Raw genomic sequence first — 26,170 nt, 5'->3', positions numbered from 1 at the left:
TTTAGTTTAAATCTAATTAATGATTTGATAATTGTTACTTTGTATTTTGTACTTTATACTTTGTACTTTGCATTTTTTTAATCACTCAAAACCCAAGTATCTTTACTGCCGCCACCTTGTGAAGAATTCACCACCAAGGAACCTTCTTTTAGAGCAACTCTGGTTAATCCTCCAGGTACAATATCAATTCCTCTCGGACCGTACAGCGCAAAAGGTCTCAAATCTACTCTACGAGGCGAAAGCTCATCATTAATAAAACAAGGCGAAGAAGAAAGATTAATAATTGGCTGTGCGATAAAATCTCTTGGTGCTTCTGTAATTGCTTTTTTAAAATCATCAATTTGTTTATCTGTAGCACTATTTCCTATCAACATTCCATAACCTCCACTTCCGTTGGTACGTTTAATCACCATGTTGTTCATTTTACCAAAAACCATTTCTCTGTAGTCTTCGTTTTCCATGTGATATGTTGGCACATTATTAAGAATAGGTGTCTCATTAAGGTAATATCTAATCATATCTGGAACGTAAGCATAAATTGCTTTATCATCTGAAACACCGTTCCCTATTGCATTTACAATATTTACATTTCCCGCTCTATATGCCCAATACAAACCTGCAACTCCCAACTGACTGTCTGGACGGAAAACCAATGGGTCTAAAAACTCATCATCTACCCTTCTGTAAATTACATCTACTTGCACCAAACCTTTGGTTGTTTTTTTGTACACTTTCAGATTATCTACCACCAAATCTCTACCTTCTACCAATTCTATTCCCATTAATTTTGCAAGAGTAGAATGCTCAAAATATGCAGAATTGTAAATTCCTGGTGTAAGCAAAACCACTTCTGGCTTACTGGTTTGAAGATTAGAAAGTTCTAGTAAATTCTTGAGCAACAAATCCGGATAATTTCTTACCGGTTGCACTTTATTATTCCTCAAAGCATTAGGAAATATTCTATTGCTAATATTTCTATTCTCCAGCATATAAGAAACACCTGAAGGCGTTCTGAGATTGTCTTCCAAAACATAATATTGCCCATCGCTAGACCTTATTAAATCTACACCTGCAATGTGAGTATAAACATTGTAAGGAACATCTACTCCTACCATTTGCTTGAGAAAATAAGGACACGAATACACCAATTCCGCAGGAATAATGCCATCTTTTATAATAAATTGCCCGTGATATACGTCTTTTAAAAATATATTAAGCGCTTTAAGTCTTTGTTTTATACCTTCTTCAATAGTTTTCCATTCTCTTTGCTGAATGATTCTGGGAATTACATCAAACGGAAATATCTTTTCTATACCTTCTCCATTATCATAAACAGTAAAAGTAATTCCTTGGGTCATAAAGAGTTTCTTAGCCAATTCATTTCGATTTGCCAATTCTTCTTTTCCCATCTGTTTTAAACCATTAAGAAAAAGTGCGTAATGCTCTCTTACCCCTTCTTGCGAAAACATTTCATCCCAAACGTTTTCAGACCTGCAATAAGCTCTATTAAAATCTTCAAAAATCATACACTTATGTTTTAAACCCTATTAAAAAATAGGTAATTTTAAATAAAAGTAATAATTTTTAAAACACAACCCCTATATTTTTAAATAATTTTAATAAAAAAGTTATTTTTTCAACCAAAACCCCTTTAAAAATTAAAATTATAAACAAAAAAAAGCTTCCAAGAAGGAAGCTTTGTGACCGCAGAAGGATTCGAACCCTCACTGACGGAGCCGAAATCCGTAGTTCTATCCGTTAAACTATACAGCCTGTTTTATTTTTGATTTACGATTTATGATTTTAAATTTTAGATTACAAAAATAATGGTTTCCTTTTAAAAAGCAATTCTAATACCACCTAAAACCTGAGCTCCCAAAACTTTGTAGCCTAAATAATGTTCGTATTTTTTGTTCAAAAGATTATTTCCCATCACAAAAACCGTAAAGTTTTTATTGATTTTATAATCTGTATTAAGGTTTAAATCCAAATATGCTGGAAGAGATTTTTTGGCATTTTCAGTAGAAGTAAATTGATTTGGCACTACTCCATCTATATCAATTTGATAAGCATTAGTCTTTCTTTCAGCAACAAAAATTCCTTTAAAACCTAGATTTAACTTTCTGTCTAATAAAGAATATTTCGCCCCGAAAGTAGATTGTAAAACGGGTTTATAATACACTTCGTTCAAGTTTTTCAAATTGAATTTCATATAGTGAAGTTCCGCATCAATTACCAAATTCTGCAACGGAAAATACTGCAAACTTCCTTTTACTTCACTCAAAGTTCCGTCATCATAAATCGCAGAAAAAGTATTGGCAAAATTGTACGCAGAACGATTCAACGTGTTATTATAATCAAACAAATCATTCGCTCGGAAAAATTGTGCATTTTTCAAATCGCTAAAACCAGCTTTTACATCATATTTCAACTCTTGGTCTATATCTCCTTTCAAACCAAAATAAAAATGATATTTAGTTTCTGTAGGTTTCAACATAACATCCGAAACCAAATAAGGATTTTGTTGCAACAAATCGGCATAAGAATTCAACTGTACACCGCCATCAATTCCTGCATAGAATTTGTATTGTTCTGTAGCTTCAAAAAGCACTTCCGCAAAAGGAAACCACTTGAAATCATTCGTTTTGGCTTCTGGCGTATTCTTGTCCCAAATTTTAGCATTTACAAAAGAAAAATCTGAACCAATTGCTAAATAAGAATTGCCTTTGTAGAAAGAAATTTTCGGTTTTAAACTCGTTAATAAAAAGTTAGATTGATTTTCATTTAACAAAGAAAATTTAGAATCTTGAGTGCTTAAATTAACGCCTAAATCAGCATTTATTTTCATGTCTTTAGCCGAAAAAAACGGCAAATCGTATTTTGAAAGGTTAAGTTCTGCCGAACCTAGATTTTCTCTCGCATCGAAATGGTCTGTTAGTAACGATGATTTGAATTTTACATTATTGAAAATATCATTGTTGTAAAAATCATAAAAACCATTAATTTTCAATTGGTTATAGCTTTGCTTCAAATCAATATCAGAAGACGGTTGCAAAGCATAAATTCCGTAATAATTATAATTATGATTGCCCCAATCTGCGGTAATATTCAATTTTCCTTTATCCGAAAACGAATTTAAAAACGCAGCAGCATTGAAATCGCTTCTTTTAGAATTCCAAGAAAAATCTTTAGTTAAACCATTGGTTGTTAAGCCATGCAAATCTACACCAACTTCCGTTTTATCATCTATTTCATAAGAGATATTGGCATCTGCTAAAAATTTAGAATAATTACCAAAACCCGCCTGAAAATAGTTCCTCTGACTGTCATTATTGAATTTCGGAGAGATATCTTCTCCTTGAATGGTAGAAGTTTTGAAATCTGAAACCGCAGGAACATTGGTAATTTTGTACTCTACAGGTTCTTGAGATTTTTCTTTTGGTGGATAATTTTTCTCTGTTTCAACAGAAGTTTTTTTCTTTTCGATTTTCTTTACTTCAGGTTCGCGTTTTCTATCCAAAATCAGTCTTTCTTCTTTAATTTGAGAGAAAGAAAACTGCGAAATTCCTACTAAAACGAGAGATAATATTTTTATGTTTTTGTTCATTTTTTTTGTGTTACGAGAGTTTCGCTCCTACGGAGCTTTTTTTAATATTACAAAATGATTTCTACAAACCTTTTGCTCCTACGGAGCAAAATTTTCAAACTTCCAGCATCCTTCATCAATCATCCAACAGGATTATTTAATCAACTTCTTCACCTCCTTCGCTTCTGAAACAATTTCTGGAAAATCTTGGTAGTTTTCTATAATTTGGTCACAAGTATAACTTGCCTGATAATTGTCTTTCAGCGCCAAATAATTTCTAGCCATCAACACCAAAGCTTTTGCGCCCCAAAACTCTTCCGAAGCATAATTATTTGCGAGTTTAAAAATCGTTTCGTTAGAAGATTTGAAGGCTTTTCCTTTGTTTTGATAAAAAGCTTTTGCATAAAGTGCTTCTGCTGCAACTTCTGTATTTGCAGATTTTTCTAATGCAGAATAAGCCGTTTGCGCGTCTTTATCTTTACCTTGATTCATCAAACTTCTGGCTTTTATCACTTTCGCTTGTTCTAAAACCGCAGCAGAATTTTTAGAATTTTTCAAAACTTCGTTCGCAAATTTTTCTGCTTGAGAGAAATTCTTTTCTTCAGCATAAATCTTCATCAATTCCAAACTAGCAAAATTCTTAATATTTACATTCGAAGAATTTGCAAGTCCTTCCAAATAAATTTTAGCTTCCGAAGTGTTATTTTCACTCAACAAAATCTGAGAAATCCTCACTTGAGCATCTTCCTGATAATCGTTTTGAGCATTAGCAACTTCATTCAAAACCAATTTCGCTTTCGTTAAATTTTTGGTTTGATAATAACTTTCGCCTAATTCATATTGCGCTTGGTAGAATTTTTCTCCTGTAGGATTTTGAGTTAAAAACTTCTCGTAATTCGGTATTGCTTTTGCGTATTCTTTCTTTGCAAATTGTTGTTGAGCCAAAGAAAGATTAATTTCATCTAAATCTGTTTGAGAAATATTGATTTCTAAATTTCTGGCAAAATTTTGATACCCAACCGAATCGCCATTTTTTAGATAAATAGGCTTTGCAGCAGCAACAATTTTCTCTGCATACGCCGTATTTTTATATTTATTTCCGAGAGATTTCAACTCAGATAAAGCTTTTTCAGGTTGGTTTAAATCTTCATAATTCTGCGCTCTGTAGATTTCAGCATTGGCAACCAAATCTTTATCCGTACTCAATTTGATTACTTGAGAAAAAGCATCGCTAGAATTTTGATATTGGTCTATCGAAGCATAAGCCGTTCCCAATTCATAATACGCATCATCTTGATATTCAGAATTTTTAAAATTGGAAATCAATTTCTTTAATTCTACAATTTTTGCTTCTGTATCTCCTTTGAAACCAATTGCCATTGCTTTTTGAAACTGAGTATAATCGTTTGCACCTTCTGTTTTATTGTAAATTGCAATAGCTTCATTCAATTCATTACCCGCGTAATAGGTATCTGCCAAACGCAATTCTGCATCGTTTTTAAATTCAGATTTTGGATTTTTAAGATATTCTTTAAAATATTCTTTAGCTTTTACAAAATTTTTCGATTTGAAATAAGCGTAACCCAAATCATAACTCAATTGTTGCTTCTCTGGAAATTCTTCTGCATTTCTATCCAACTTTTCAAAACCATAAATTGCAGTAGCATAATCTCCTTTTTGATAATACGTTTGCGCCAACCAATATTGAGCTCTTAAGTTGAACGTTCTATTAAGATTATATTTTAAACTTTTCTTGAAATTTTGTTCCGCAGCATCTAATTCGCCTTTGTTAAAAAGCTCCGTTCCGTATAAAAACAACACTTCTTGGTAGATTTTTTCCGTTTGAGAATCAACGCCAGTTAATTCTTCAATCGCTTTTATCGTACCTTTGTAATCGCCAGAATACAAGTAAGATTTTACCAAAAGTTGTTCTAATTCTTTAGAATAACCATATTTTTCGAGGTAAGATTTGATGGCAATTTGCGGACTTTCAAAAGGATTACCAATATCGTAACTCAATTTTGCATATTGTTCGTGTGCTAGTTTTGAGACATTTTTATCATAAGTCATTTCTTTCGCCGAACGAAACGCCGCCAAAGCTTCTTGCTTTTTACCAACTTCCAAATAAGCATTACCTAACTGATAATAAGCATTTTGCGCCAATGCAGATTGAGAATTTAGCAATTGATTGAAGTAAGAAATAGCTTCATCAAACTTTTGAAGATTTGCAGCTACAAAACCCATTTCATATAAATCACTTTCAGAAGGATTTTGTTGAGTTTGCAAATATTCTTTCAAATGAGGATATGCTTCAGAATATTGTTTTTGCATAAAATAACTTTCGCCAATAATCTTATGAACCTCGGCTTTATAATCTGCCGAAATATCTTCGTTTAATAAGTCGTTTCCTTCAGAAATTGCCTGTGAATATTGCTTCTGGTTAAAATACAATTGCACGTAATAAGGTTTTACCAATTTGGCATATTTTTCTTGATTTTTAATTTCATCAAAATACTGAAAAGCCTTATCACTTTGTTGGTTTGCATAATACAAATGTCCGAGCATATACGCAATATCACCTTTATCTTCGGCGGTTTTGTACGCTTCTTCCAGCGCTTCAATAGCTCCATTAGAATCTCCCGTCATAAACTTGGCATAACCCAATTTTAAGATATACTGCGTATTTTCTTCTTTATCGAGTTGATACTGATTAACTTTCTGCAGGGTTTCCAACGCTTTAGGAAAATCTTTTTTTGCCAAATAATAATCTGCCAAAGGTAAATTTGCCTGTGCAAAAAGTGCAGATTTTGGATATTCTTTAATAAAGGCATCTAAACCTTCTTCTGCATGATTTCGCCCAAGAATTACGCCTATAACATTACTGAAAAACAACGCGGCTTCTTTCTTAGAATTTTCCAGATTTTGATTAAAAAAATACTGTCTGGAATATTCGTATTGTGATGCTGCATAAATTTTATTTTGATAAAGATTTTCAGCTAAATTATATCGATAAAGTTCTTGGTCTGCGAAAAATTGAGATTGTTGGGCGGCAGAAACGCCACAAACTGAAATTGCAGAAAGCAATATAAATTTTTGTGTACTATTCATTGGTTGAGGATGAATTAAAATGCTTTATTTAGAACGAAAATAACAAAAACTTATTGTAGAAACAAGTTTTTAGACTTGTAATAATTTATTTGGAAATACAACTAGAACTAAAATTCTTCTTGAAAATAAAAATTTAAACATTTACCCCCATTTAAAACAGCACTTAAGCACAAAAATGATTACATTTGTGACTTTGATTGACAAAAAACTTAATTAATGAGCCAACTTTTTAGAAAGAAAACTTTCACTAACAAAAAAGATTCTGGGTTAATAAGAGCTTTAGGACTTTGGGATATTGTATTTTTTGGATTAGCCGCAATTATTGGAGCTGGAAGTTTCAGTAGCTTAGGCGAAGCAATTTTTAGAGGCGGACCTGGTGTTATTACTCTTTACATTATCTGTGGTATAGCTTGTGGATTTACCGCAATGTCTTACGCCGAATTTGCAACCAGAATTCCTACTGCAGGTAGTGCATATACTTATGCTTATGCTAGTTTCGGAGAAATTATCGCTTGGATTATTGGATGGGCTCTCATTATGGAATACAGTTTTGGGAATATCTATGTTGCCTTTTCTTGGAGTGATTATTTTACCTCATTTATAGAAAGAATAGGTTTTGACATACCAGATTTTCTTACCACAAGTTATACAGAAGCCAAAAAAGCTTTTCTTTCTAGTTCAGAAAATAAAGAATTAATAACCGCTTGGAAAACAGCTCCCATTATTGCTGGCTTTAAATTTATTATAGATATTCCTGCTTTGGTTATTAATGCATTAATTACATGGTTGGTTTACATAGGTATTAAAGAAAGTAGAAATTTCAACAATATTTTAGTTATAATGAAATTAGCTGTAATTCTGTTAATTATTGCCGTTGGAGTTTTCTATATTAATTCAGACAATTGGGTTCCTACTAATAATGAAGGAGTAAAATCTATAATGCCAAATGGTTTTGCAGGAGTAATGGCTGCTGTAAGCGGTGTTTTCTTCGCTTATATTGGTTTTGATGCCATAAGTGTTCTCGCAGAAGAGACCAAAAATCCAGAAAAAACACTTCCAAAAGGAATGATTCTTTCTTTGGTATTAAGTACAGCGGTTTATATGGTTTTAACATTGGTATTAACCGGAATTGTAGATTATAGAAAATTTGAAGGCGTTGGAGACCCTCTTTCATTTATTTTTGCACCTCAAAACGGAAATATCCCTTGGATGGAATTTATCGTTTCCGTAACTGCAATTATTGCCATTACAACAGTACTTTTAGTATTCCAAATGGGACAGCCAAGGATTTGGATGAGCATGAGTAGAGACGGTCTCTTACCTAAAAAATTCGCAGAAGTTCACCCAAAATACAAAACCCCAAGTTTCTCTACCATCATTACAGGTGTAGCAGTAGGTTTACCAATTTTATTTACCGATAAATCTTTCATTTTAGATTTTACAAGTATCGGAACTATTTTCGCATTTGTATTGGTAAACGGAGGAATATTATTGATGCCAGCAAGAGAAAAAGTAAAAGGAAATTTCCATCTTCCATACATCAATTCAAAATACATTTTCCCTGTTTTGTTTATCGGAGGATTAATAGGTTTTCACTTTTGGCAACCTCAATTTTTCCACGATTTATGGAATATTTCAGATGAAAAACAAGGCGAATTCAGACTTTCTATCATTATTTACATCATTATTAATTTAATTTTGGTAGTAATTTCTTACCTTAAAAATTTATCTTTAATTCCGCTTCTAGGATTGAGTTCTTGTCTTTATCTTTTAACCGGAATGACGCATAACAACTGGTTTTGGTTTGGTCTGTGGTTTATCATCGGACTAGGAATTTATTTCTTCTACGGAAAAAAACACAGCAAATTAAATTCAGAAAATGCTTAAAAATATTTGCAAGAATTAAAATACTTTATATATTTGTACCAATGAAATCAACAATGAACAAAAACTGGTGGTGGCACTTATACTCTTCGCTGAGTCTAAGCTAAACTGCTATGGAAACGTTCTACGTAAATTAATTTCATAAAAGAAGACTTCAGCGATTTATCCGTTGAAGTCTTTTTTTTGTCATTGCGAGCATAGCGAAGCAAACCTAATATTATAAAAAATTTGATTATTAAAAAAATGCAAAACTCAAAACTAAAAATAAAAACTTCTTCCAAGTCTTTGATGGGAGACCTTCATACCGCAATGGGAATTTACTTGAAATTAAGAGATAAATTCAGAGATACCATTCTTTTGGAAAGTGCAGACCATAACGTAAATAACAATAGTTTTTCTTACATCGCCATTAATGCAATTGCAGGTGTAGAAATTAAAAATCTACAAGAAATGGAAGTAAAATTTCCATTAACAGCACCCGAAAAATCTGCAATCCCAGAAAACTTTAGCATTACAGAATATTTAGAGAATTTTTCTAAAAGTTTTGAATGCGAAACAGCGAAAAATCCAGTTGAAAAAATGGCACAAGGTTTATTTGGATATACCAGTTTTGATGCAGTTCAGTTCTTCGAAACCATCAAATTTAAACCTCAAAGCAAAGAAGTAGAAATTCCTTTTTTACGTTACAGATTGTATCAATACGTGGTTGCCATCAATCATTTTAACGATGAAATGTTTCTTATCGAAAATAAAATCGAGGGTTTGAAATCTGAAATTTCAGAAATTGAAAATATGATTCAAAACAAAGATGTTGCACTCTATCCTTTCGAAAAAATAGACGAAGAATCGTCAAATTTAACTGATGAAGAATACAGAAATTTGGTAGAATTGGCAAAAAAACACTGTTTCCGTGGCGATGTTTTCCAATTGGTTCTCAGCAGAAGATTCGAGCAAAAGTTCAAAGGCGACGAATTCAATGTTTACAGAGCTTTGCGAAACATCAACCCTTCTCCTTACCTATTTTTCTTTGATTACGGAGATTACAAATTAATGGGTTCAAGTCCAGAAAGTCAGTTGATTATTCAAAATCAAAAAGCTGTAATTCATCCAATTGCAGGAACTTTCCGCAGAACTGGCGACACCGAAAAAGATTTACAATCGGTAGAAACTTTAAAAAAAGACCCAAAAGAAAACGCCGAACATACCATGTTGGTAGATTTAGCAAGAAATGATTTGAGCAAATTAGGAAAAAATGTAACCGTTTCTAAACTCAAAGAAATCCAGTTGTTTTCGCACGTAATTCACATGGTTTCAGAAGTTACCGCAGAATTAGAAAAAACCACCAATCCTTATGAAATGATTGCTACCACATTTCCTCAAGGCACTTTAAGTGGCGCTCCAAAATACAAAGCGCTAGAATTAATAGACGCTTACGAAAAATCTTCTCGTGGTTATTACGGTGGTTGCATCGGTTTTGTAGGTTTTGACGGAAGTTGCAATCAAGCGATTATGATTAGAACATTTTTAAGCAAAAACAACACTCTTTTCTATCAAGCTGGCGCTGGAATTGTAGCCAAATCTTCCGCAGAAAGCGAGTTGCAAGAAGTAAATAACAAATTAAATGCCTTGAAAATGGCAGTAAAAAAAGCAACAAAAATTTAGTTGTTGGTTGATAGTTGTTGGTTGATAGAAATAAAAAACACAAAAATGGAATATGTAAACCTTGATGTTTGGATTGAAGCAAGAAAACTTACAAAACTTGTTTATGATTTAACTAAAAATTATCCAAAAGAAGAGATTTTTGGATTAACAAACCAAATTAGAAGATGTGCAGTTTCTATTCCTTCTAACATTGCAGAAGGCTGCGGAAGAAACACTTCTAAAGAAACGATACATTTTCTATTTATTTCAAGAGGTTCCATTTATGAATTAGAAACTCAACTTTATTTATCACTTGATCAAAATTACATTAAAAAAGAAGAGTTTGAAAATATTCTATCTCAAGTTATACTTTGCAAAAAATTATTAAACGGATTTATAAATTATTACAAAAATAAATAATGAAAAATAATATAAAAGAACCATCAACTATCAACCATCAACCATCAACTAAAGTACTGGTCTTCGATAATTACGATAGTTTTACCTACAATCTTGTTCAAATTGTAGAACAAATTTTAGGGGAAAAAGTAGATGTTTTTAGAAATGATGAAATTCCTTTGGAAGACATCAATCAATATGATAAAATCATTCTTTCTCCAGGACCAGGAATTCCCGAAGAAGCAGGAATTTTGTTAGAAGTCATTAAAAAATACGCACCTACAAAATCAATTTTCGGAGTTTGTCTTGGTCAACAAGCGATTGCCGAAGCTTTTGGTGGAAGTTTAATCAATCTTTCTGAAATTTATCACGGTGTTGCTACCGAAGCTAAACAAGTAAAACCTCATAAAATTCTAGAAAATTTACCCGAAATTTTAGAAGTTGGGCGTTATCATTCTTGGGCAGTAAATCCCGAAGATTTCCCTGAAGAACTAGAAATTACCTCGGTTGATAATTCTGGAATGATAATGAGTTTGAAACATAAAGAATACGATGTTCACGCTGTTCAATATCACCCTGAAAGTATTTTAACACCAAATGGAAGACAGATTTTAGAAAATTTCTTAAAGTCGGAAGACGGAAGTCAGAAGTCAGAAGAATAAATATAACCAAAAAAAGCTTCCGACTTCGGACATCTGACTTCGGACAACAAAATATGAAACAAATATTACAATACCTTTTCAATCATCAAACTTTAACCAAAGCAGAAGCAAAGGCTATTATGATTGAAATTGCACAAAATAAATTCAACGAAACAGAAGTTTCAGCATTTATCACCGTTTTTATGATGCGTAGCATTACGCTAGAAGAAATGCAAGGCTTCCGAGAGGCATTGCTAGATTTGGCGGTGAAAGTAGATTTAGGAACGCACGATTTGGTGGACATTGTAGGAACTGGTGGCGATGGAAAAAACACCTTTAATATTTCTACTTTGGCGAGTTTTATCGTGGCTGGAACCGGACAAAAAGTAGCTAAACACGGCAATTATGGTGTTTCGGCAATTTCTGGTTCTTCTAATGTTTTGGAAGAATTGGGTTATCAATTCAAAAATAATCAAGAAGATTTAAAGAAAGATTTAGAAAAAGCCAATATCTGTTTTCTTCATGCTCCGCTTTTTCATCCCGCGTTGAAATCTGTTGCTCCGTTGAGAAAAGGTTTGGGATTAAGAACATTTTTCAATCTTTTAGGTCCGTTGGTAAATCCTGCAAAACCAAAATTTTCGATGATTGGAGTTTACAGTTTAGAAATTGCGAGATTGTATCAATATATTTTGCAAAAAAATAACGAAGATTTCATGTTAGTTCACGCTTTAGACGGTTACGACGAAATTTCTTTGACAAGCGATTCTAAAATTTTCAATAAAAATGGTGAAGAAATTTTCTCTGCCGAAGAATTAGGATTCAGAAATATTGCCCCTGAAACCATTTTCGGAGGTAGCACCAAAGAAGAAGCTGCAAAAACTTTCAGAAATATTTTAGAAGGAAAAGGAACGTACGAACAAAAAGCTGTAGTTCTTGCTAATGCTGCAAAAGCATTACAAAACACAGGGAAATTTGAAAATTATGAAACAAGTTTGGCTGCCACAAAAGATAGTTTAGAAAGTGGAAAAGCGCTAGAATGTTTGAATAAACTTGTACAAAGTACAGTGTAAAATGTACAATGTATTTCAAATAAAAAAATACATTATACTTTGTACTTAATACATTTTACAAATTAATGAAATGAATATATTAGACAAAATAATAGCTCGAAAAAAAGAAGAAATTGCTCTTTCAAAAAGTAAAATTTCTGTAGAGCAGCTGAAAGATTCAGAATTTTTCGGAAGAAAAACTTTTTCTTTGAAAGAATCGGTAAAATCCAGAAACGGAATTATTGCCGAATTTAAAAGACAATCGCCTTCAAAAGGAATTATCAACAATAAAGTTTTGCCTTTAGAAATTGTAACGAAATACGAAGAATTTGGAGCAAGTGGAATTTCGATTTTGACGGATAAAGATTTTTTTGGAGGCAGTTTCGAGGATATTTTAAGCGTTAGAAATTCTGTAAACATTCCGATTTTAAGGAAAGACTTTATGATAGATGAATATCAATTTTATGAAGCTAAATCCATCGGAGCAGATGTTATTTTGTTAATTGCAGCGTGTCTTTCTCCAAGTCAAGTTCAGGAATTTACTGAATTGGCTCATCAACTGAATTTGGAGGTTTTGTTAGAAATTCACACCGAAGAAGAACTGAAACATTTTAATTCTGAAATAGATTTAGTGGGAATTAACAACCGAAACTTAAAAGATTTCAAAGTAGATTTACAACATTCTGTCAATTTAAAAAATCTTCTACCAAAAGGCACTTTATCTGTTGCCGAAAGTGGAATTTACAATGTGGAAGATTTCAAATTTTTGAAAGAAAAAGGATTTGATACTTTCTTAATGGGAGAATATTTTATGAAAAACGAAAATCCGGGAGAGAAATTTGGAAAGTTTGTTTCTAATGTAATAATTTAAAACAACAACCGTGTTGTCATTCTGAACGGAGAGAAACGAAGTGAAGAATCTATGAGATTCCTCGTTCCTCGGAATGACAACTTGGAAATTAATATTATGATTAAACCAAAAATAAAAGTCTGCGGATTAACAAAGTTCAATCAGATTCAAGAATTGATTGAGTTAAAAGTTGATTTTCTGGGATTTATTTTTTACGAAAAATCACCTAGATTTGTTCTAAATCATTTGAGTTTAGAACAAATTTCCGAATTTAATCATCAAGCAAAAGTTGGCGTTTTTGTGAATGAAACGGTTGAAAAAATTGTAGAAATTTCAGAGAAAGCAAAACTCAATTTCATCCAATTACATGGTGATGAAGATGAAGATTTTATAAAAAGATTAAGGCAGAGTTTAAGTGAAAAGGTAGAAATCATAAAGGTAATTAGGATTGGTAATCAAAAGAAAAAAGAATTGAAAAAGACCATCAACTATCAACCAACAACTATCAACTATCTTTTATTTGACACAGACAGCAAAGCTTTTGGCGGAACAGGTAAAACTTTTGATTGGAAAATTCTCAATGAAATTAAAATTCCAAAACCTTATTATTTAAGTGGTGGAATTTCTTTAGAAAACATTCTTCAACTATCAACCATCAACCAACAACCTGCGGTTTTAGACATCAATTCTAAATTTGAAATTGAAGCAGGAATTAAAAATATTGAGAAAATAAAAACATTAAAATCATTATTGAAATGACATATAGAAACCCCGACGAAAACGGATATTACGGAGAATTTGGAGGCGCATTTGTTCCAGAAATGCTCTATCCAAACGTGGAAGAACTCCAACAAAATTATATAGAAATTATAGAATCTAAAGAATTCAAAACAGAACTTAATGATTTGTTGAAAAACTATGTAGGAAGAGCTACTCCACTTTATTTTGCGAAAAATTTAAGCGAAAAATATGGTACAAATGTTTACCTAAAAAGAGAAGACCTCAATCATACTGGTGCTCATAAAATCAACAATGCTCTCGGACAAGTTCTCCTTGCCAAAAAACTAGGAAAAAAGAGAATTATTGCCGAAACAGGAGCTGGACAACACGGTGTAGCAACGGCTACAGCTTGCGCTTTGATGAATCTTGAATGCATCGTTTACATGGGCGAAGTGGATATCGCAAGACAAGCTCCAAATGTTGCCAGAATGAAAATGCTCGGCGCAAAAGTTGTACCTGCAACCTCTGGCTCAAAAACATTAAAAGACGCTGTAAATGAAGCGTTAAGAGATTGGATTAACAATGCTACCAAAACGCATTACATCATCGGAAGTGTAGTTGGACCTCATCCTTTTCCAGATTTGGTAGCAAGATTTCAAAGTGTAATTTCTGAAGAAATTAAATGGCAATTAAAAGAGAAGATTGGCAGAGAAAACCCAGACTACGTTATTGCTTGTGTTGGTGGCGGAAGTAATGCTGCAGGAACTTTTTACCATTTTGTAGATGAACCTTCCGTAAAAATAATTGCTGCCGAAGCTGGTGGTTTTGGTGTAAATTCTGGAAAATCTGCTGCTACAACTTTCTTAGGAACAACTGGCGTTTTGCATGGTAGCAAAAGTATTGTGATGCAAACTGAAGACGGACAAGTTATAGAACCACACTCTATTTCTGCGGGGTTAGATTATCCTGGAATTGGGCCTTTCCATGCGAATTTATTCAAAAATAATCGTGCAGAATTTTTCAGTATTAATGATGATGAAGCGCTAGAATCTGCCTTTGAATTAACTAAATTAGAGGGAATTATTCCTGCTTTGGAAAGTTCTCATGCGTTGAATATTTTAAAGAAGAAAAATTTTCAAAAAGACGATGTGGTGGTTATTTGTTTGAGTGGACGTGGAGATAAAGACATGGAAACGTATCTGAAAAAATTAGAAACTGAAAATCTTTAACCATTCTTCAAAAAATTTTACAATGAGTCAAAAAATATATCAAATAGATGCCTTTGCAGAAAAACTTTTCGCGGGAAATCCTGCAGCAGTTTGTCCGTTAGAAAAATGGATAGACGATGAAACCATGCAAAAAATTACCGCCGAAAACAATTTAGCAGAAACCGCTTTTACTGTTCCTGTAGAAAATGGTTTCGAAATTAGATGGTTTACTCCGACTATAGAAGTTGATTTATGCGGTCATGCAACGCTTGCTTCGGCGTTTGTTTTGATAAATTTTGAAGGATTTACAGAAGATAAAATCAATTTCTTTTCTAAAAATAGCGGAACTCTTACTGTAACTAAAAATGGAGATTTATTCACCTTAAATTTCCCTTCAGATTCGTTACAAAAAGTTGAAAATTTAAGTCAATTTAAAAATTGTTTTGCTCATCAACCAATAGAAGCTTACCAAGGAAAAACAGATTATCTGCTTATTTTTGAAAATGAAAGCCAAATTGTAAACATAAAACCTAACTTTTCAGAAATTGCAAAAATTAATGCAAGAGGAATTATTGTAAGTTCAAAATCTGAAAATTACGACTTTGTTTCTAGATTTTTTGGACCAAACTGTGGCGTTGAAGAAGACCCTGTAACAGGCTCTGCACATACTACTCTTACTCCTTTTTGGGCTGAGAAATTAGAAAAAACTAAACTGAAAGCAAAACAAATTTCAGAACGTGGCGGAGTTTTAGAATGCGAACTAAAAAACGACAGAATTCTCATTAGTGGAAGTTGCAAAGCGTATTTAATTGGCGAAATATTTATAGACTAAAAAATCATAAAATGAAAAAACTTAACATATACTTTACTGCCGGAATTCCTACATTAGAAGATACCGCAGAAATAATGAAAACCATTCAAAATGCTGGTGCAAACATGATGGAAATTGGGATGCCTTATTCTGACCCTGTTGCTGATGGACCTGTAATTCAGGAAGCACACGAATTGGCTCTGAGAAACGGAATGACCATTGCAAAACTTTTTCCTCAACTAAAATCGGTGAAAAATGAAATCAACATTCCGGTAATTTTGATGGGATACATCAATCCTGTTTTGAGTTTTGGATTTGAAAAATTCTGTGAAGAGTGTGCCAATTCTGGAGTTTCGGGATTAATTATTCCAGATTTGCCTCCTATTGAATTTGAAAAAAATTATAAACCTATTTTAGATAAAAACGGACTGAATTTCACATTTCTCGTAACACCAGAAACCTCCGAAGAACGTATCAAATATTTAGATTCTTTAAGTTCGGGATTTTTGTATGCTGTTTCTAGTTCTTCTACTACAGGAAACGAAAAAAAAGAAGTTAAAAACGAAGAATATTTAAATAAATTAGCTTCTTTAAACTTGAAAAACGATGTAATGATAGGTTTTGGAATTAAAAATAAAACCGATTTTGAACAAGTTACAGAAAAATCACAAGGCGGAATTATTGGAACTGCTTTTGTTAAAATTCTTCTAGAAAATAACGATTGGAAAGAAAAAGCAAATACCTTTATTCAATCTATTAAGTAAAAAAAAGAGGCTGTCTCAAAAGGATAGTCTTTTTTCGTGCTAAGTTGAAAAAATACTTTTTTAGTTTTTTTTGAAATGATGTATTTTTTCAAAAAACTTGAAGAATATAGTTGTAAAAGCCGATAAAAGTAGTGTTTTTCAGGCTACTTTTTACATTTTTTTAAGATTGTGAGCAATGGCAAAAATGCCAATTTCTACCTCGATTTTTGGTTTTTCCTCAAAGCATGAATCGTTTAAAATTTTTGTTGTGTTTGAGCTCAGCAAACACAGGTTCAAAATCATAACATCGCTGTTTTCAAAGTTGAATGCCTTTCCTGGTATTAAGAACCTCTTTCTCTTATTTTTGCCAGTCTGGGATTGTTTTGTGAAGTGGTTATTTGTCCCAATTTTTGATCTTTTCTGAAGTAATTGTATTTTACATAAAGGTTTATTTTCTTTCAATGCTTGTTCCAATTTTCTACTTGAATAAATATTATTCAAATAGCCCTAAATCAAAACTTTCAAAAGCATTTTCGGGTGATAACAAGATGTTCCGCCTGGTTTGTAGCTTTTGATTAAATTTTTAATATCCAAGCCATCAATAATGCTTGAAACTATTTTCACTGGATACTTTTCATCAATCAACTCCGACAAATTCGGAGGAAAAAGCAGATTTTGTTTGGGATTATAATCTTTGAAGACTCCTTTTGACTTAGTTAACACACAGCAAATTACAAAATTTGCTACTATTAAGAAAGCTCAGACTTTCCTTTTTAAAATTAAAAAAGCTGTCTCTATTTTGAGACAGCCTTGTGTATGAAAAAATGTATCAAATTAATTGATTTTATTGAAGAGAAAATTTGATTTTAGATTTAATATTAGAAGAAGAATTTCCTATTAAAGCTTCAAAATCTCCTGGTTCTGCAACCCATTCATGTTTTACAGGGTCGAAGAAACTTAATGCAGCTTTGTCTATTGTAAGACTTACTTCTTTTGTTTCGCCAGGTTTTAGACTTACTTTTTCGAAACCTTTTAATTCTTTAGTTGGTCTTGGTAAAGAAGATTTTAAATCACTAATGTATAATTGAACCACTTCTGAACCTTCTCTACTGCCTGTATTTTTAACAGAAACTGTAAAAGTAATTTTATCGTCAGCAGAAATTTTAGTTTTATCTGCTTTTACTTTTCCGATTTCAAAAGTTGTATAACTTAAACCGTGCCCAAAGCTAAATAAAGGTTTAATATTTTTTGTATCGAACCATCTGTATCCTACAAAAATACCTTCGTTGTATTTAATATTTATAGGATTATTTTTGTCTTTTCCTTTTCCAGCAGCAATTTCTTCTTTATTACCCGGGAATTCTCCTAATTTATGAGCGCCATTATCTTCTAATTTTACAGGGAAAGAAAATGGTAATTTACCAGAAGGATTTGCATCACCTGCCAAAACTGAAGCCAATGCATTACCTGCTTCGGAACCCAAATACCATGTTTGAAGAACAGAAGGAACTTCTTTTACCCAAGGCATAGAAACGGCGTTTCCAGTGATTAAGACAACAGCTAAATTTTTGTTTGCTCTAGCCAAAGAAGAGATTAATAAATCTTGATTGTACGGTAAAGAAAGACTCTTTCTGTCTGCACCTTCACTATCTTGAAATTCACTTTTGTTAAGACCTCCTACAAAAACTACAAAATCTGCAGATTTTGCTACATTTACAGCTTCGTCTATTAATTCTTTTTCAGAACGATTATCTTTTAAATTTTGTCCAGTAACTACACCGTTATATTCACCTCCTGGATCACCTACATAACCTCTTGCATAAACAATTTCTGCATCTTTTCCAAAACGTTTTTTAATTCCGTCTAAAGGTAAAGTTTCGTATTTTACTTTAAGAGAAGAACTTCCTCCTCCTACAGTCATCATTTTAATAGCATTTTCACCAATTACAGCAATTTTTTTAGTTTTAGCTAAATTAATTGGCAAAGTGGAATTTTGATTTTGCAATAAAACAATTCCTTCCTCTCCTATTTTTCTTGCGGCATCTATATGCTCCGAAGAAGCTACAGAACCTAAAGGTCTGTTTTTATTAAGCGTTGTATGGAAAGCTAATCTCAATAATCTTCTTACTTTATCATCTAACTCTTTAGTTCCTACTTTGCCAGAAAGAATTAACTCTTTATAAGGATTTGCAAGATAATAATTGTCATAAGCATTCTTAGTTCCTGCTGCTAAGCCATCAGTCCAAGTTCCAAATTCTAAATCTAAACCGTTATAAATAGCTTGTTTGGTATCTGATGTTGCTCCCCAATCTGAAACTACAACACCTTTATACCCCCATTCTCCTTTTAAAATATCATTAATTAAGTATTGATTATGAGTTGCATACTGTCCTTTATACAAATCATAAGCTCCCATTATCGTCCAGCTATCACCATCTTGTACAGCAGCTTTAAAAGGAGGAAGATAAATTTCGTACAAAGCTCTATCATCTACAATAACATTACTTGTATGTCTATAAGTTTCTTGATTATTTAATGCATAATGCTTTACACAAGCGGCTACACCGTTAGATTGCAAACCTTTGATGTAAGGAACTACCATTTGAGAAGTTAAAAAAGGGTCTTCTCCCATATATTCGAAATTTCTACCATTAAGTGGTGTTCTGTAAATATTAACACCAGGCCCTAGCAAAATATCTTTTCTTCTGTATCGAGCTTCTTCACCTAAAGAAACACCGTAAGCTTTTGATAAATTTCTGTTCCACGTTGCAGAAAGTGCTGTAAGAGCGGGATAAGCAATAATGGAATCGTTAGTCCAACCAGCTTGATCCCATTCGTCCCATTTCACTTCTGGGCGAACTCCGTGAGGTCCATCTGTAGTCCAAAATTCTGGAATTCCCAATCTTGGAACACCTGGCGAACTAAATTTAGACTGCGCGTGAATCATTGCAATTTTTTCGTCTAAAGTAAGCTTAGACAGTGCATCTTCTACACGTTGCTCTATAGGTTTTGAATCATCTAGATAAATCGGTTTTGTTTGCTGAGCATTTGTCATCATAGAAAAAGCAAACATTGTTAGGTAAATTATTTTGCGATACATTGTTGGATGTAATTTTTTATTTCAAGCAAATATACAAATTTATTGTCTCACTTTGAGATTTTAATCGTAATATTTAAAAAAAGTCCTAATATTTAGAAGAAAAGGACTTAAATCATTTTAATTCAATACTATAATCTTCTTTTAAAACCAGAACTCCGTCCTCTATTTTCACTGGATGTTCTGTAAAACCTTTCAGTTTAGAAGTTTTCCCTTTCACAATTAAGTCTTGAATTTGTTTTTCTGAAAGTTTTTTTCCAAAAATCTGAAAAGGAATTTTAAAACCACATTCTTTGAATTCTTTACAACCAATTGCTGTTTTTCCTTTCATCAAATGATTGGTTTTACATTTAGGGCAAATCGTTTCTTCCCAATTAAATTCAGATTTTTTGGTTTCTTTTTTTTCTTTCGTTTCTTTTTTCTTAGGTTTTTCTTCTTGCCAAGCTATCGCTTTTCCTTTGCTATCAATAACTTTTTTGGTAAGTTGAGAGACCATTTCAATCAATTCATCTTTAAAATCCTGAGCTTCGTACTCTCCTTTTTCAATTTTTCTGAGTTTCTGTTCCCATTCACCTGTTAGCTCTGCACTTTTCAGTAATTCGTCTTCAATAGTATCAATTAAATCAATTCCTGTTTGTGTAGCAATTAGGTTTTTCCTCTTTTTTTCGATATATTTTCTTTTGAAAAGCGTTTCAATAATATTAGCTCTGGTAGAAGGTCTTCCAATACCGTTATTTTTCAAAAGTTCTCTCAGTTCTTCGTCTTCCACTTGCCTTCCTGCGGTTTCCATTGCACGCAAAAGAGTTGCTTCGGTGTATGGTTTTGGCGGAGAAGTTCTTCCTTGATGAATAAAAGGTTCGTGTTCGCCTTTTTCGCCAACTGTAAATTCTGGAATCAGCTGTTCTTCGTCTTTTTCGTCTTTTTCCGAATTATCTTTTTGGTCTTTAGCATAAACAGCTCGCCAACCAGGTTCTAAAATTTGTTTCCCCGAAGCTTTGAAATTGATTGTTCCTACTTGTCCTTCAACCAAAGTATTAGAAATTTTACATTCTGGATAAAAAACAGCAATAAAACGCTTTGCCACCAAATCATAAATCAGTTTTTCTTCTCTGCTTAAATTGCTAGAAGGCGAAATTTCTGTAGGAATTATCGCATGATGGTCTGTAACTTTAGAATCATCAAAAACGGCCTTGTTCTTAGGAATTGGCGCTTCCAAAAGCGGAGCAATTAATTCTGAATAAAAATTCATACTTCTAAGAATTCCCGAAATTTTAGGATATAAATTTTCCGAAAGGTAAGTAGTATCTACTCTAGGATAAGTAGTGTGCTTTTTTTCGTAAAGACTTTGAATATAATTAAGTGTATTTTCTGCCGAAAAACCATATCTTTTGTTGGCTTCTACCTGAAGTCCTGTCAAATCAAATAATCTAGGATTTTTTTCCTTTCCTTCTTTAATTTCGAAAGAAATAATCTCGAAAAGATTTTGCTTGAGATAATCCAAACCTTTTTCGGCACGGTCTAGAGATTTTAATCTGTCTATTGTCGCATTAAAAACTACTTCTCTGTATTTTGTTTTCAGCTCCCAATAATCTTCTTGCACAAAGGCATCAATTTCCTTCTGACGCTTCACCAACATTGCCAAAGTAGGAGTTTGCACTCTACCGATAGACAAAACTGCTTTATTTTGTCCAAATTTTTTGGTGAAAAGTCGGGTGGCATTAATTCCTAAAAGCCAATCTCCAATAGCTCTGGCATTACCCGCTAAATAGAGATTTTTGTAATCTTCGGCAGGTTTTAAATTTTCAAAACCTTCTTTTATAGAATCTTCTGTAAGAGACGAAATCCAAAGTCGTTTCATCGGTTTATTGCATTTTGCTTTTTGCAAAACCCAACGCTGAATAAGTTCTCCTTCTTGCCCAGCATCACCGCAATTTATTACCTCATCACAGTCTTTCACCAAAGTTTCTATAACTTTAAATTGTTTTTCAACGCCATTATTATTGATGAGTTTAATTCCAAAATTTTTAGGAATAATTGGCAACAAAAAAAGATTCCAAGCTTTGTATTCTGGGGCGTAATCGTGAGGTTCTTTCAAGGTACAAAGATGCCCGAAAGTCCACGTTACACAATAACCGTTTCCTTCCATATAACCGCTTTTAGGAGTTGTAGCTCCTAAAACTTTGGCAATATCTCGCGCTACACTTGGTTTTTCTGCAATACAAAGTTTCATTTTCAAATTCTAAATGGGGTGCAAATTTGCAATTTTTTATAAACTTTTGAAACATAAATGTACAAAATAAAAAACTGCTCTAAAAATTAGAACAGTAAAATTAAATTTAGTTGATGTGAAAAAATAGTATTCTACCCGTAAAGCATTATCAAAATTCATTGAGATTATTCATTAAAAGTAAAATACGCAAAGGCGCAATTAAAATTTTTATTGAAACTGTTTTTAAGGCGCAAGAAAATCAATGATTTTCAATTTTAACAGAGTTAAAACTTTGCGTCTTAAAAACGTAATCATTTGAAAAAAAATCATTTGCGTCTTAGCGTTTAATTTTTTATATAATGAACTAGAGGTCATTCTTTTAGTTATTATTTTCGAAAACGTTAATCAATGCTTGTTGTTGCATCACATCGAACTTGCTGGAATTGAGGTTGTAATTTGCCTGAAGCCAACTGTTTCTTACCACAAAAAATGTATAAGCATCCATCAATCCTTCTTTATATTTTTCTTCAGAACGCTCGAAAGATAACTTTTGATTTTCGAAATTTTGTTGTAAAATTTTATTTTTTTCAATGGCATTGTCATATTGTTCTGCGATTACATTGAGGGTTTTGTACAAATCATTAAGTTTCTTTTGGTTTTCAAAAACTATGTATTGTTGATCTAATTTTGCAGTTTCTACAGCATTTTTCACCTGAAACTTTTGAAATAAAGGAACATTCAGCCCTATAGAAACCTGAGAATTTTTGTTTTGATTAAATTGTGTTGAAAAATTAGTTGTTAAATCTTCTTTCAGATTTTTGTTAAAAAAAGAAGACCATTGATATTGTGCCGAAATGGTAGACAAATAATCTGATTTTGCAGCTTTAATCTTCATTTTTGCAGCTTCCAATTCTTTTTGATTTTCAATAAAAATTGGATTTTTTTGAACCAAATTGTCAATCATTTCTTTTGAATTGATAAAATTTGGCGTTATTTCTGAATTTTCATCCGAAACAAAATCGATGCTGTCTTTATTAATATTGAGTGCTGCCAAAAGATTAATTTTAGAAATATTCATTTGGTTTTGCGCCGAAATCCACTGTTCTTGTATGGTTCCAAAGTTGGCTTTTATGTCGTAAACATCACTTTTTGCACGATTCCCAATTTCTACTTCTTTTTCGGTTCTGGCAATTTGTTCTTTCATACCAGAAATTTGAGGTTCCAGCACTTCAAACCAGGATTTGTCTTTCATATATTGAAAAAACAAACCAATAATGCTGAGTTTAACATCGTTTTGAACGGTTTTCAATCGGTATTCTGAACTTTCTTTATTTATTTTTGAAAGAGAAATATTGAGATAATTTTTCCAGTTGAATAATTCTGTACTTGCCAACGCATAGAAATTGTCCGTTTGCGTATTAATCGCTTCTCTTTGGTTGTTCTGCGTATTAATTCCGTTTCCAAAACTGTAATTATGATTCATCCCGATACTTGCCGCAGGAAGCAAATTTCCTTTAGCTGCGTTGATTTGTCTTTGGTTTTTATTGACATTAATAATGCTTTGTTGCACATCCGGACTGTTTTTCATGGCATAATCCAGACATTGTTGCAAGTTCCATTTTTGCTGAGCCGGCAAAAAATTAATCAGCAATATGAAGAAGAGTTTTTTCATTGTTGTTTATTTTGTCCGATGTCCGAAGCTGGAAGTCGGATGATTAAAAATTAAAATATAAGTAGTTTGCAACTTCGGACTTCCGTCTTCCATCTTCCAACTTATTCGTATTTCAAATATTTCACAAGATTCACTTTTGTAGCTCTGTATGCTTTGATGCTTACCACAGCAAATGTTAACAGCAACAGCATTGCAAAACTCAAAATGTATGGCCAAATTGGCATTTCGATTCTGTAAGCGAAATCTTTCAACCACTCGTTCATGGCATAGTAACCAAATGGAATACTGATGATTACAGCAATTGAGGCAATAATTAAAAATCTTTTGGTTAAATCCCAAACAATTGTTCTTTCGTCTGCTCCCAACGTTTTTTTGATGGCTACATCTTTCAATTTTTGTTCAATTAAAAGAGAAGACAAGGCGAATAAACCAAGCAATGCTACCAACAAAACCACGATATTTAAAATGGTAAAAAGTGTTTGTTGCTTTTGGAATTTCTCAAAAGTTTTGGCAAATTGTTTATCCACAAATTCATATTCAAAAGGATAGCCAGGTTCTGCTTTGGTGAGCCAAAATTGTTTAATTCGTTCTAAAGTTCCATCAATATCGTCGCCAGAAAGTTTTATTTGCAGATTTGTCATATTATCTTTAGACCAATTTCTATCATAATTGAAATACATCATTGGTTCTACAGGTTTATCAACACCACTAATATAAAAATCTTTGAGAACGCCAATAATTTTGTATTTTTTCTTGTCTTCCCAACCCGGAAGAACTTCTTTTCCAAGAGCATCGCTTTTATTCCAACCCATTTTCCTGATAAACGCTTCGTTAGCAATAGCTCCAGAAATGGTATCAGAAGCCAAACGTAAATCTATATCTCGCCCCGAAACAAATTTCATTTTGTAGAATTTAAAATAGTTGTATTCTATACCTCCAACGCCAACATTATTCAGAATTTTTGCTGTATCCTCAGCTTTTCTTACCGAAGAAGTATTGAACATTCCCACGCCAATTTGAAAAACAGAACCTGTAATGTCTTTTACGCCAGCAATTTTTGAAACTTCGTTTTTGAGTCTTAAATATTTTTTTGAATTATAATGATCCCTCCAATCTGTTTTTTTGAAATGAATATGAATAACTTGGTCTCCTTTGAAACCCAAATCTTTATTCATCATATATTTTACCTGAGTATGAATAATTAAAGAACAAATAATGAAAAACGAAGAAATAATTAATTGTAAACTCAAAATAGTATTTCTGAGCCAAACGCCACTTTTACTTCTTGCAAAATTCCCTTTCAAAGTATTAATTGGTTTAAAATTAGACAAATACATCGCTGGAATGAATCCCGATACCAATGCAAAAACCAACAATAAAACTCCGGAATAGATAAAAATTCGATAATCATTGAGTTGAATTTGTTTTCCTAAAAATTTGTTATAAGAAGGCAACAACAATTCTATGGAAGCAAATGCAATAATATAAGCCGCAACACAAATAATTAAATTTTCTAATAAAAACTGAGCAATTATTTTAGATTTTGAACTTCCAATCGCTTTTCTTACGCCCACTTCTTTGGCACGTTGAGAAGCTTGTGCTGTTTTCAAATTAATTAAATTAATTCCTGATAAAAGCAAAATTAAAGCAGAAAGACCCAGCAAAATCATAATAGATTTTTTGTCTCCTTTGTCTATACCTTCGCTTTTGGCTTCTAATTTCATTTTTGTGATAGGTGTAAGATAAACTTTGGATTTATCTTTCTCGTCATACTTTTCTCCCCAAGCAAGGGTTTCTATTTTCTCGTGTTTGTTATATAAATCTGTAATTTTTTTCTCTAAATTCTGAATATCAGTTCCTTTTTTTAATTTAAAATAACCTACAAAACTAGAATTAAGCCATTGTTTTAAGCCATCTTTATTTTCTATAAAACTTGGACTTACCATCACAAATCCTGGACGAAAAATTGTATTTTCTTTGGGCAACTGATAAACCATTGTTACAACATAATTCTTTTCAGAGCCATCAATACGAAAGGTTTTTCCTATGCTGTTATTATATTCTTTACCAAATAATAATTTGGCTGTTTCTTCAGAAATTGCTATTTTTTCTACTCCGTTTAAAACATTTTTATAACTTCCTGAAATAATTTTGAAAGGAAAAAACTCAAAAAAATTACTCGTAGCTCTACACGGATTTACATAAGCAGTTTTGCCATCTGCCAATAACATTACTTGTTCATCTTTCCAACTGTTTGCAATAACAAAATCTTCAATCTCTGGAAACTCTTCTTTTGAAACCGAAAGTTCGGGATAACTAGAAACTACCATAGTTCCAAAAATTGGGTTAGAATTCTCCACCAAATAAATATTTTCTTTATTCGGAATCCATTGTTCATAAGATTTTTCGTCTTGCCAATGAATGAAAACCATTAGAAAAATACACAAACCTAAACTCAATCCCAATAAATTAATAATTGTAGAAAGCCAGCTTTTTTTATAATTGATGAATGCTATTTTGAGCCAATTTTTTATCATAGTTGTTTATTTTGT

General features: G+C 32.4%; 18 protein-coding genes, 1 tRNA gene and 1 pseudogene. 10 read left to right on the top strand and 10 right to left on the bottom strand.

Annotated features, from left to right (window positions below):
* Window positions 1–77: 77 nt before the first annotated feature.
* The 4 genes from QM746_RS08390 to QM746_RS08375 all read right to left on the bottom strand — a co-directional run bounded on the left by QM746_RS08390 (window position 78) and on the right by QM746_RS08375 (window position 6,694).
* A complete protein-coding gene (locus tag QM746_RS08390) occupies window positions 78–1,526 on the bottom strand; it encodes a circularly permuted type 2 ATP-grasp protein (protein WP_414983801.1) in 1,449 nt (482 codons plus the stop codon).
* Window positions 1,527–1,701: 175 nt separating this feature from the next.
* Window positions 1,702–1,773, bottom strand: a tRNA-Arg gene (locus tag QM746_RS08385).
* A 64-nt stretch (window positions 1,774–1,837) separates the two neighbouring features.
* The gene (locus tag QM746_RS08380) at window positions 1,838–3,607 is read right to left on the bottom strand and encodes a TonB-dependent receptor (protein ID WP_414983800.1); all 1,770 of its coding nucleotides are present in this window, start codon (window positions 3,605–3,607) and stop codon (window positions 1,838–1,840) included.
* A gap of 132 nt (window positions 3,608–3,739) precedes the next feature.
* Window positions 3,740–6,694 carry a tetratricopeptide repeat protein gene (locus tag QM746_RS08375; protein ID WP_414983799.1) on the bottom strand — a complete coding sequence of 985 codons (2,955 nt, stop codon included), beginning with the start codon at window positions 6,692–6,694 and terminating at the stop codon, window positions 3,740–3,742.
* A gap of 216 nt (window positions 6,695–6,910) precedes the next feature.
* On the opposite strand from QM746_RS08375, the gene QM746_RS08370 reads away from it, so the two are divergent.
* The 10 genes from QM746_RS08370 (at window position 6,911) to trpA (ending at window position 16,661) form a co-directional block, all read left to right on the top strand.
* Window positions 6,911–8,581: an APC family permease gene (locus QM746_RS08370; protein WP_414983798.1), complete on the top strand. Its 1,671-nt coding sequence runs from the start codon at window positions 6,911–6,913 to the stop codon at window positions 8,579–8,581.
* Between the two features lie 240 nt (window positions 8,582–8,821).
* Complete coding sequence (locus QM746_RS08365; protein WP_414983797.1) at window positions 8,822–10,240, top strand: anthranilate synthase component I family protein; 1,419 nt, start codon at window positions 8,822–8,824, stop codon at window positions 10,238–10,240.
* Between the two features lie 45 nt (window positions 10,241–10,285).
* A complete protein-coding gene (locus QM746_RS08360; protein WP_414983796.1) occupies window positions 10,286–10,639 on the top strand; it encodes a four helix bundle protein in 354 nt (117 codons plus the stop codon).
* Window positions 10,639–11,280 (top strand): anthranilate synthase component II, encoded by a 642-nt coding sequence (locus QM746_RS08355; RefSeq protein ID WP_414983795.1) that lies wholly within the window; start codon window positions 10,639–10,641, stop codon window positions 11,278–11,280. Before QM746_RS08360 ends, QM746_RS08355 begins: the two co-directional genes overlap by 1 nt.
* A 53-nt stretch (window positions 11,281–11,333) precedes the next feature.
* The gene (trpD, locus tag QM746_RS08350) at window positions 11,334–12,329 is read left to right on the top strand and encodes an anthranilate phosphoribosyltransferase (protein WP_414983794.1); all 996 of its coding nucleotides are present in this window, start codon (window positions 11,334–11,336) and stop codon (window positions 12,327–12,329) included.
* A gap of 70 nt (window positions 12,330–12,399) precedes the next feature.
* Complete coding sequence (gene trpC / locus QM746_RS08345; protein WP_414983793.1) at window positions 12,400–13,179, top strand: indole-3-glycerol phosphate synthase TrpC; 780 nt, start codon at window positions 12,400–12,402, stop codon at window positions 13,177–13,179.
* A 96-nt stretch (window positions 13,180–13,275) separates the two neighbouring features.
* The gene (locus QM746_RS08340) at window positions 13,276–13,917 is read left to right on the top strand and encodes a phosphoribosylanthranilate isomerase (protein WP_414983792.1); all 642 of its coding nucleotides are present in this window, start codon (window positions 13,276–13,278) and stop codon (window positions 13,915–13,917) included.
* A complete protein-coding gene (gene trpB / locus QM746_RS08335) occupies window positions 13,914–15,107 on the top strand; it encodes a tryptophan synthase subunit beta (protein ID WP_414983791.1) in 1,194 nt (397 codons plus the stop codon). The genes QM746_RS08340 and trpB overlap by 4 nt, the downstream gene beginning before the upstream one ends.
* 22 nt (window positions 15,108–15,129) lie before the next feature.
* Window positions 15,130–15,918, top strand: a complete 789-nt coding sequence (locus QM746_RS08330) for a PhzF family phenazine biosynthesis protein (RefSeq protein WP_414983790.1) — start codon at window positions 15,130–15,132, stop codon at window positions 15,916–15,918.
* Between the two features lie 11 nt (window positions 15,919–15,929).
* The gene (trpA, locus tag QM746_RS08325; RefSeq protein ID WP_414983789.1) at window positions 15,930–16,661 is read left to right on the top strand and encodes a tryptophan synthase subunit alpha; all 732 of its coding nucleotides are present in this window, start codon (window positions 15,930–15,932) and stop codon (window positions 16,659–16,661) included.
* 150 nt (window positions 16,662–16,811) lie between these two features.
* Here trpA and QM746_RS08320 read toward each other — a convergent pair whose 3' ends face one another.
* The 6 genes and pseudogenes from QM746_RS08320 to QM746_RS08295 all read right to left on the bottom strand — a co-directional run bounded on the left by QM746_RS08320 (window position 16,812) and on the right by QM746_RS08295 (window position 26,155).
* The gene (locus QM746_RS08320; RefSeq protein ID WP_414983788.1) at window positions 16,812–17,114 is read right to left on the bottom strand and encodes a hypothetical protein; all 303 of its coding nucleotides are present in this window, start codon (window positions 17,112–17,114) and stop codon (window positions 16,812–16,814) included.
* A gap of 36 nt (window positions 17,115–17,150) precedes the next feature.
* Window positions 17,151–17,363, bottom strand: a pseudogene (locus QM746_RS08315) (IS1182 family transposase); the annotation flags it as partial.
* A gap of 121 nt (window positions 17,364–17,484) precedes the next feature.
* Entirely contained in the window at window positions 17,485–19,713 is a 2,229-nt protein-coding gene (locus QM746_RS08310; protein WP_414983787.1) for a glycoside hydrolase family 3 C-terminal domain-containing protein, read from the bottom strand.
* A gap of 139 nt (window positions 19,714–19,852) precedes the next feature.
* Entirely contained in the window at window positions 19,853–21,967 is a 2,115-nt protein-coding gene (locus QM746_RS08305; protein WP_414983786.1) for a DNA topoisomerase 3, read from the bottom strand.
* 358 nt (window positions 21,968–22,325) lie between these two features.
* Complete coding sequence (locus tag QM746_RS08300) at window positions 22,326–23,618, bottom strand: TolC family protein (RefSeq protein ID WP_414983785.1); 1,293 nt, start codon at window positions 23,616–23,618, stop codon at window positions 22,326–22,328.
* Between the two features lie 101 nt (window positions 23,619–23,719).
* On the bottom strand, window positions 23,720–26,155 hold the full coding sequence (locus tag QM746_RS08295) for an FtsX-like permease family protein (RefSeq protein ID WP_414983784.1): 2,436 nt from the start codon (window positions 26,153–26,155) through the stop codon (window positions 23,720–23,722).
* Window positions 26,156–26,170 lie beyond the last annotated feature (15 nt).

This window comes from Cloacibacterium sp. (assembly GCF_047601505.1).
In the GTDB taxonomy this organism is placed as follows: Bacteria; Bacteroidota; Bacteroidia; order Flavobacteriales; family Weeksellaceae; genus Cloacibacterium.
Note: the sequence above shows the minus strand (reverse complement) of the source record. Positions and strands in the feature narration are given on the sequence as shown.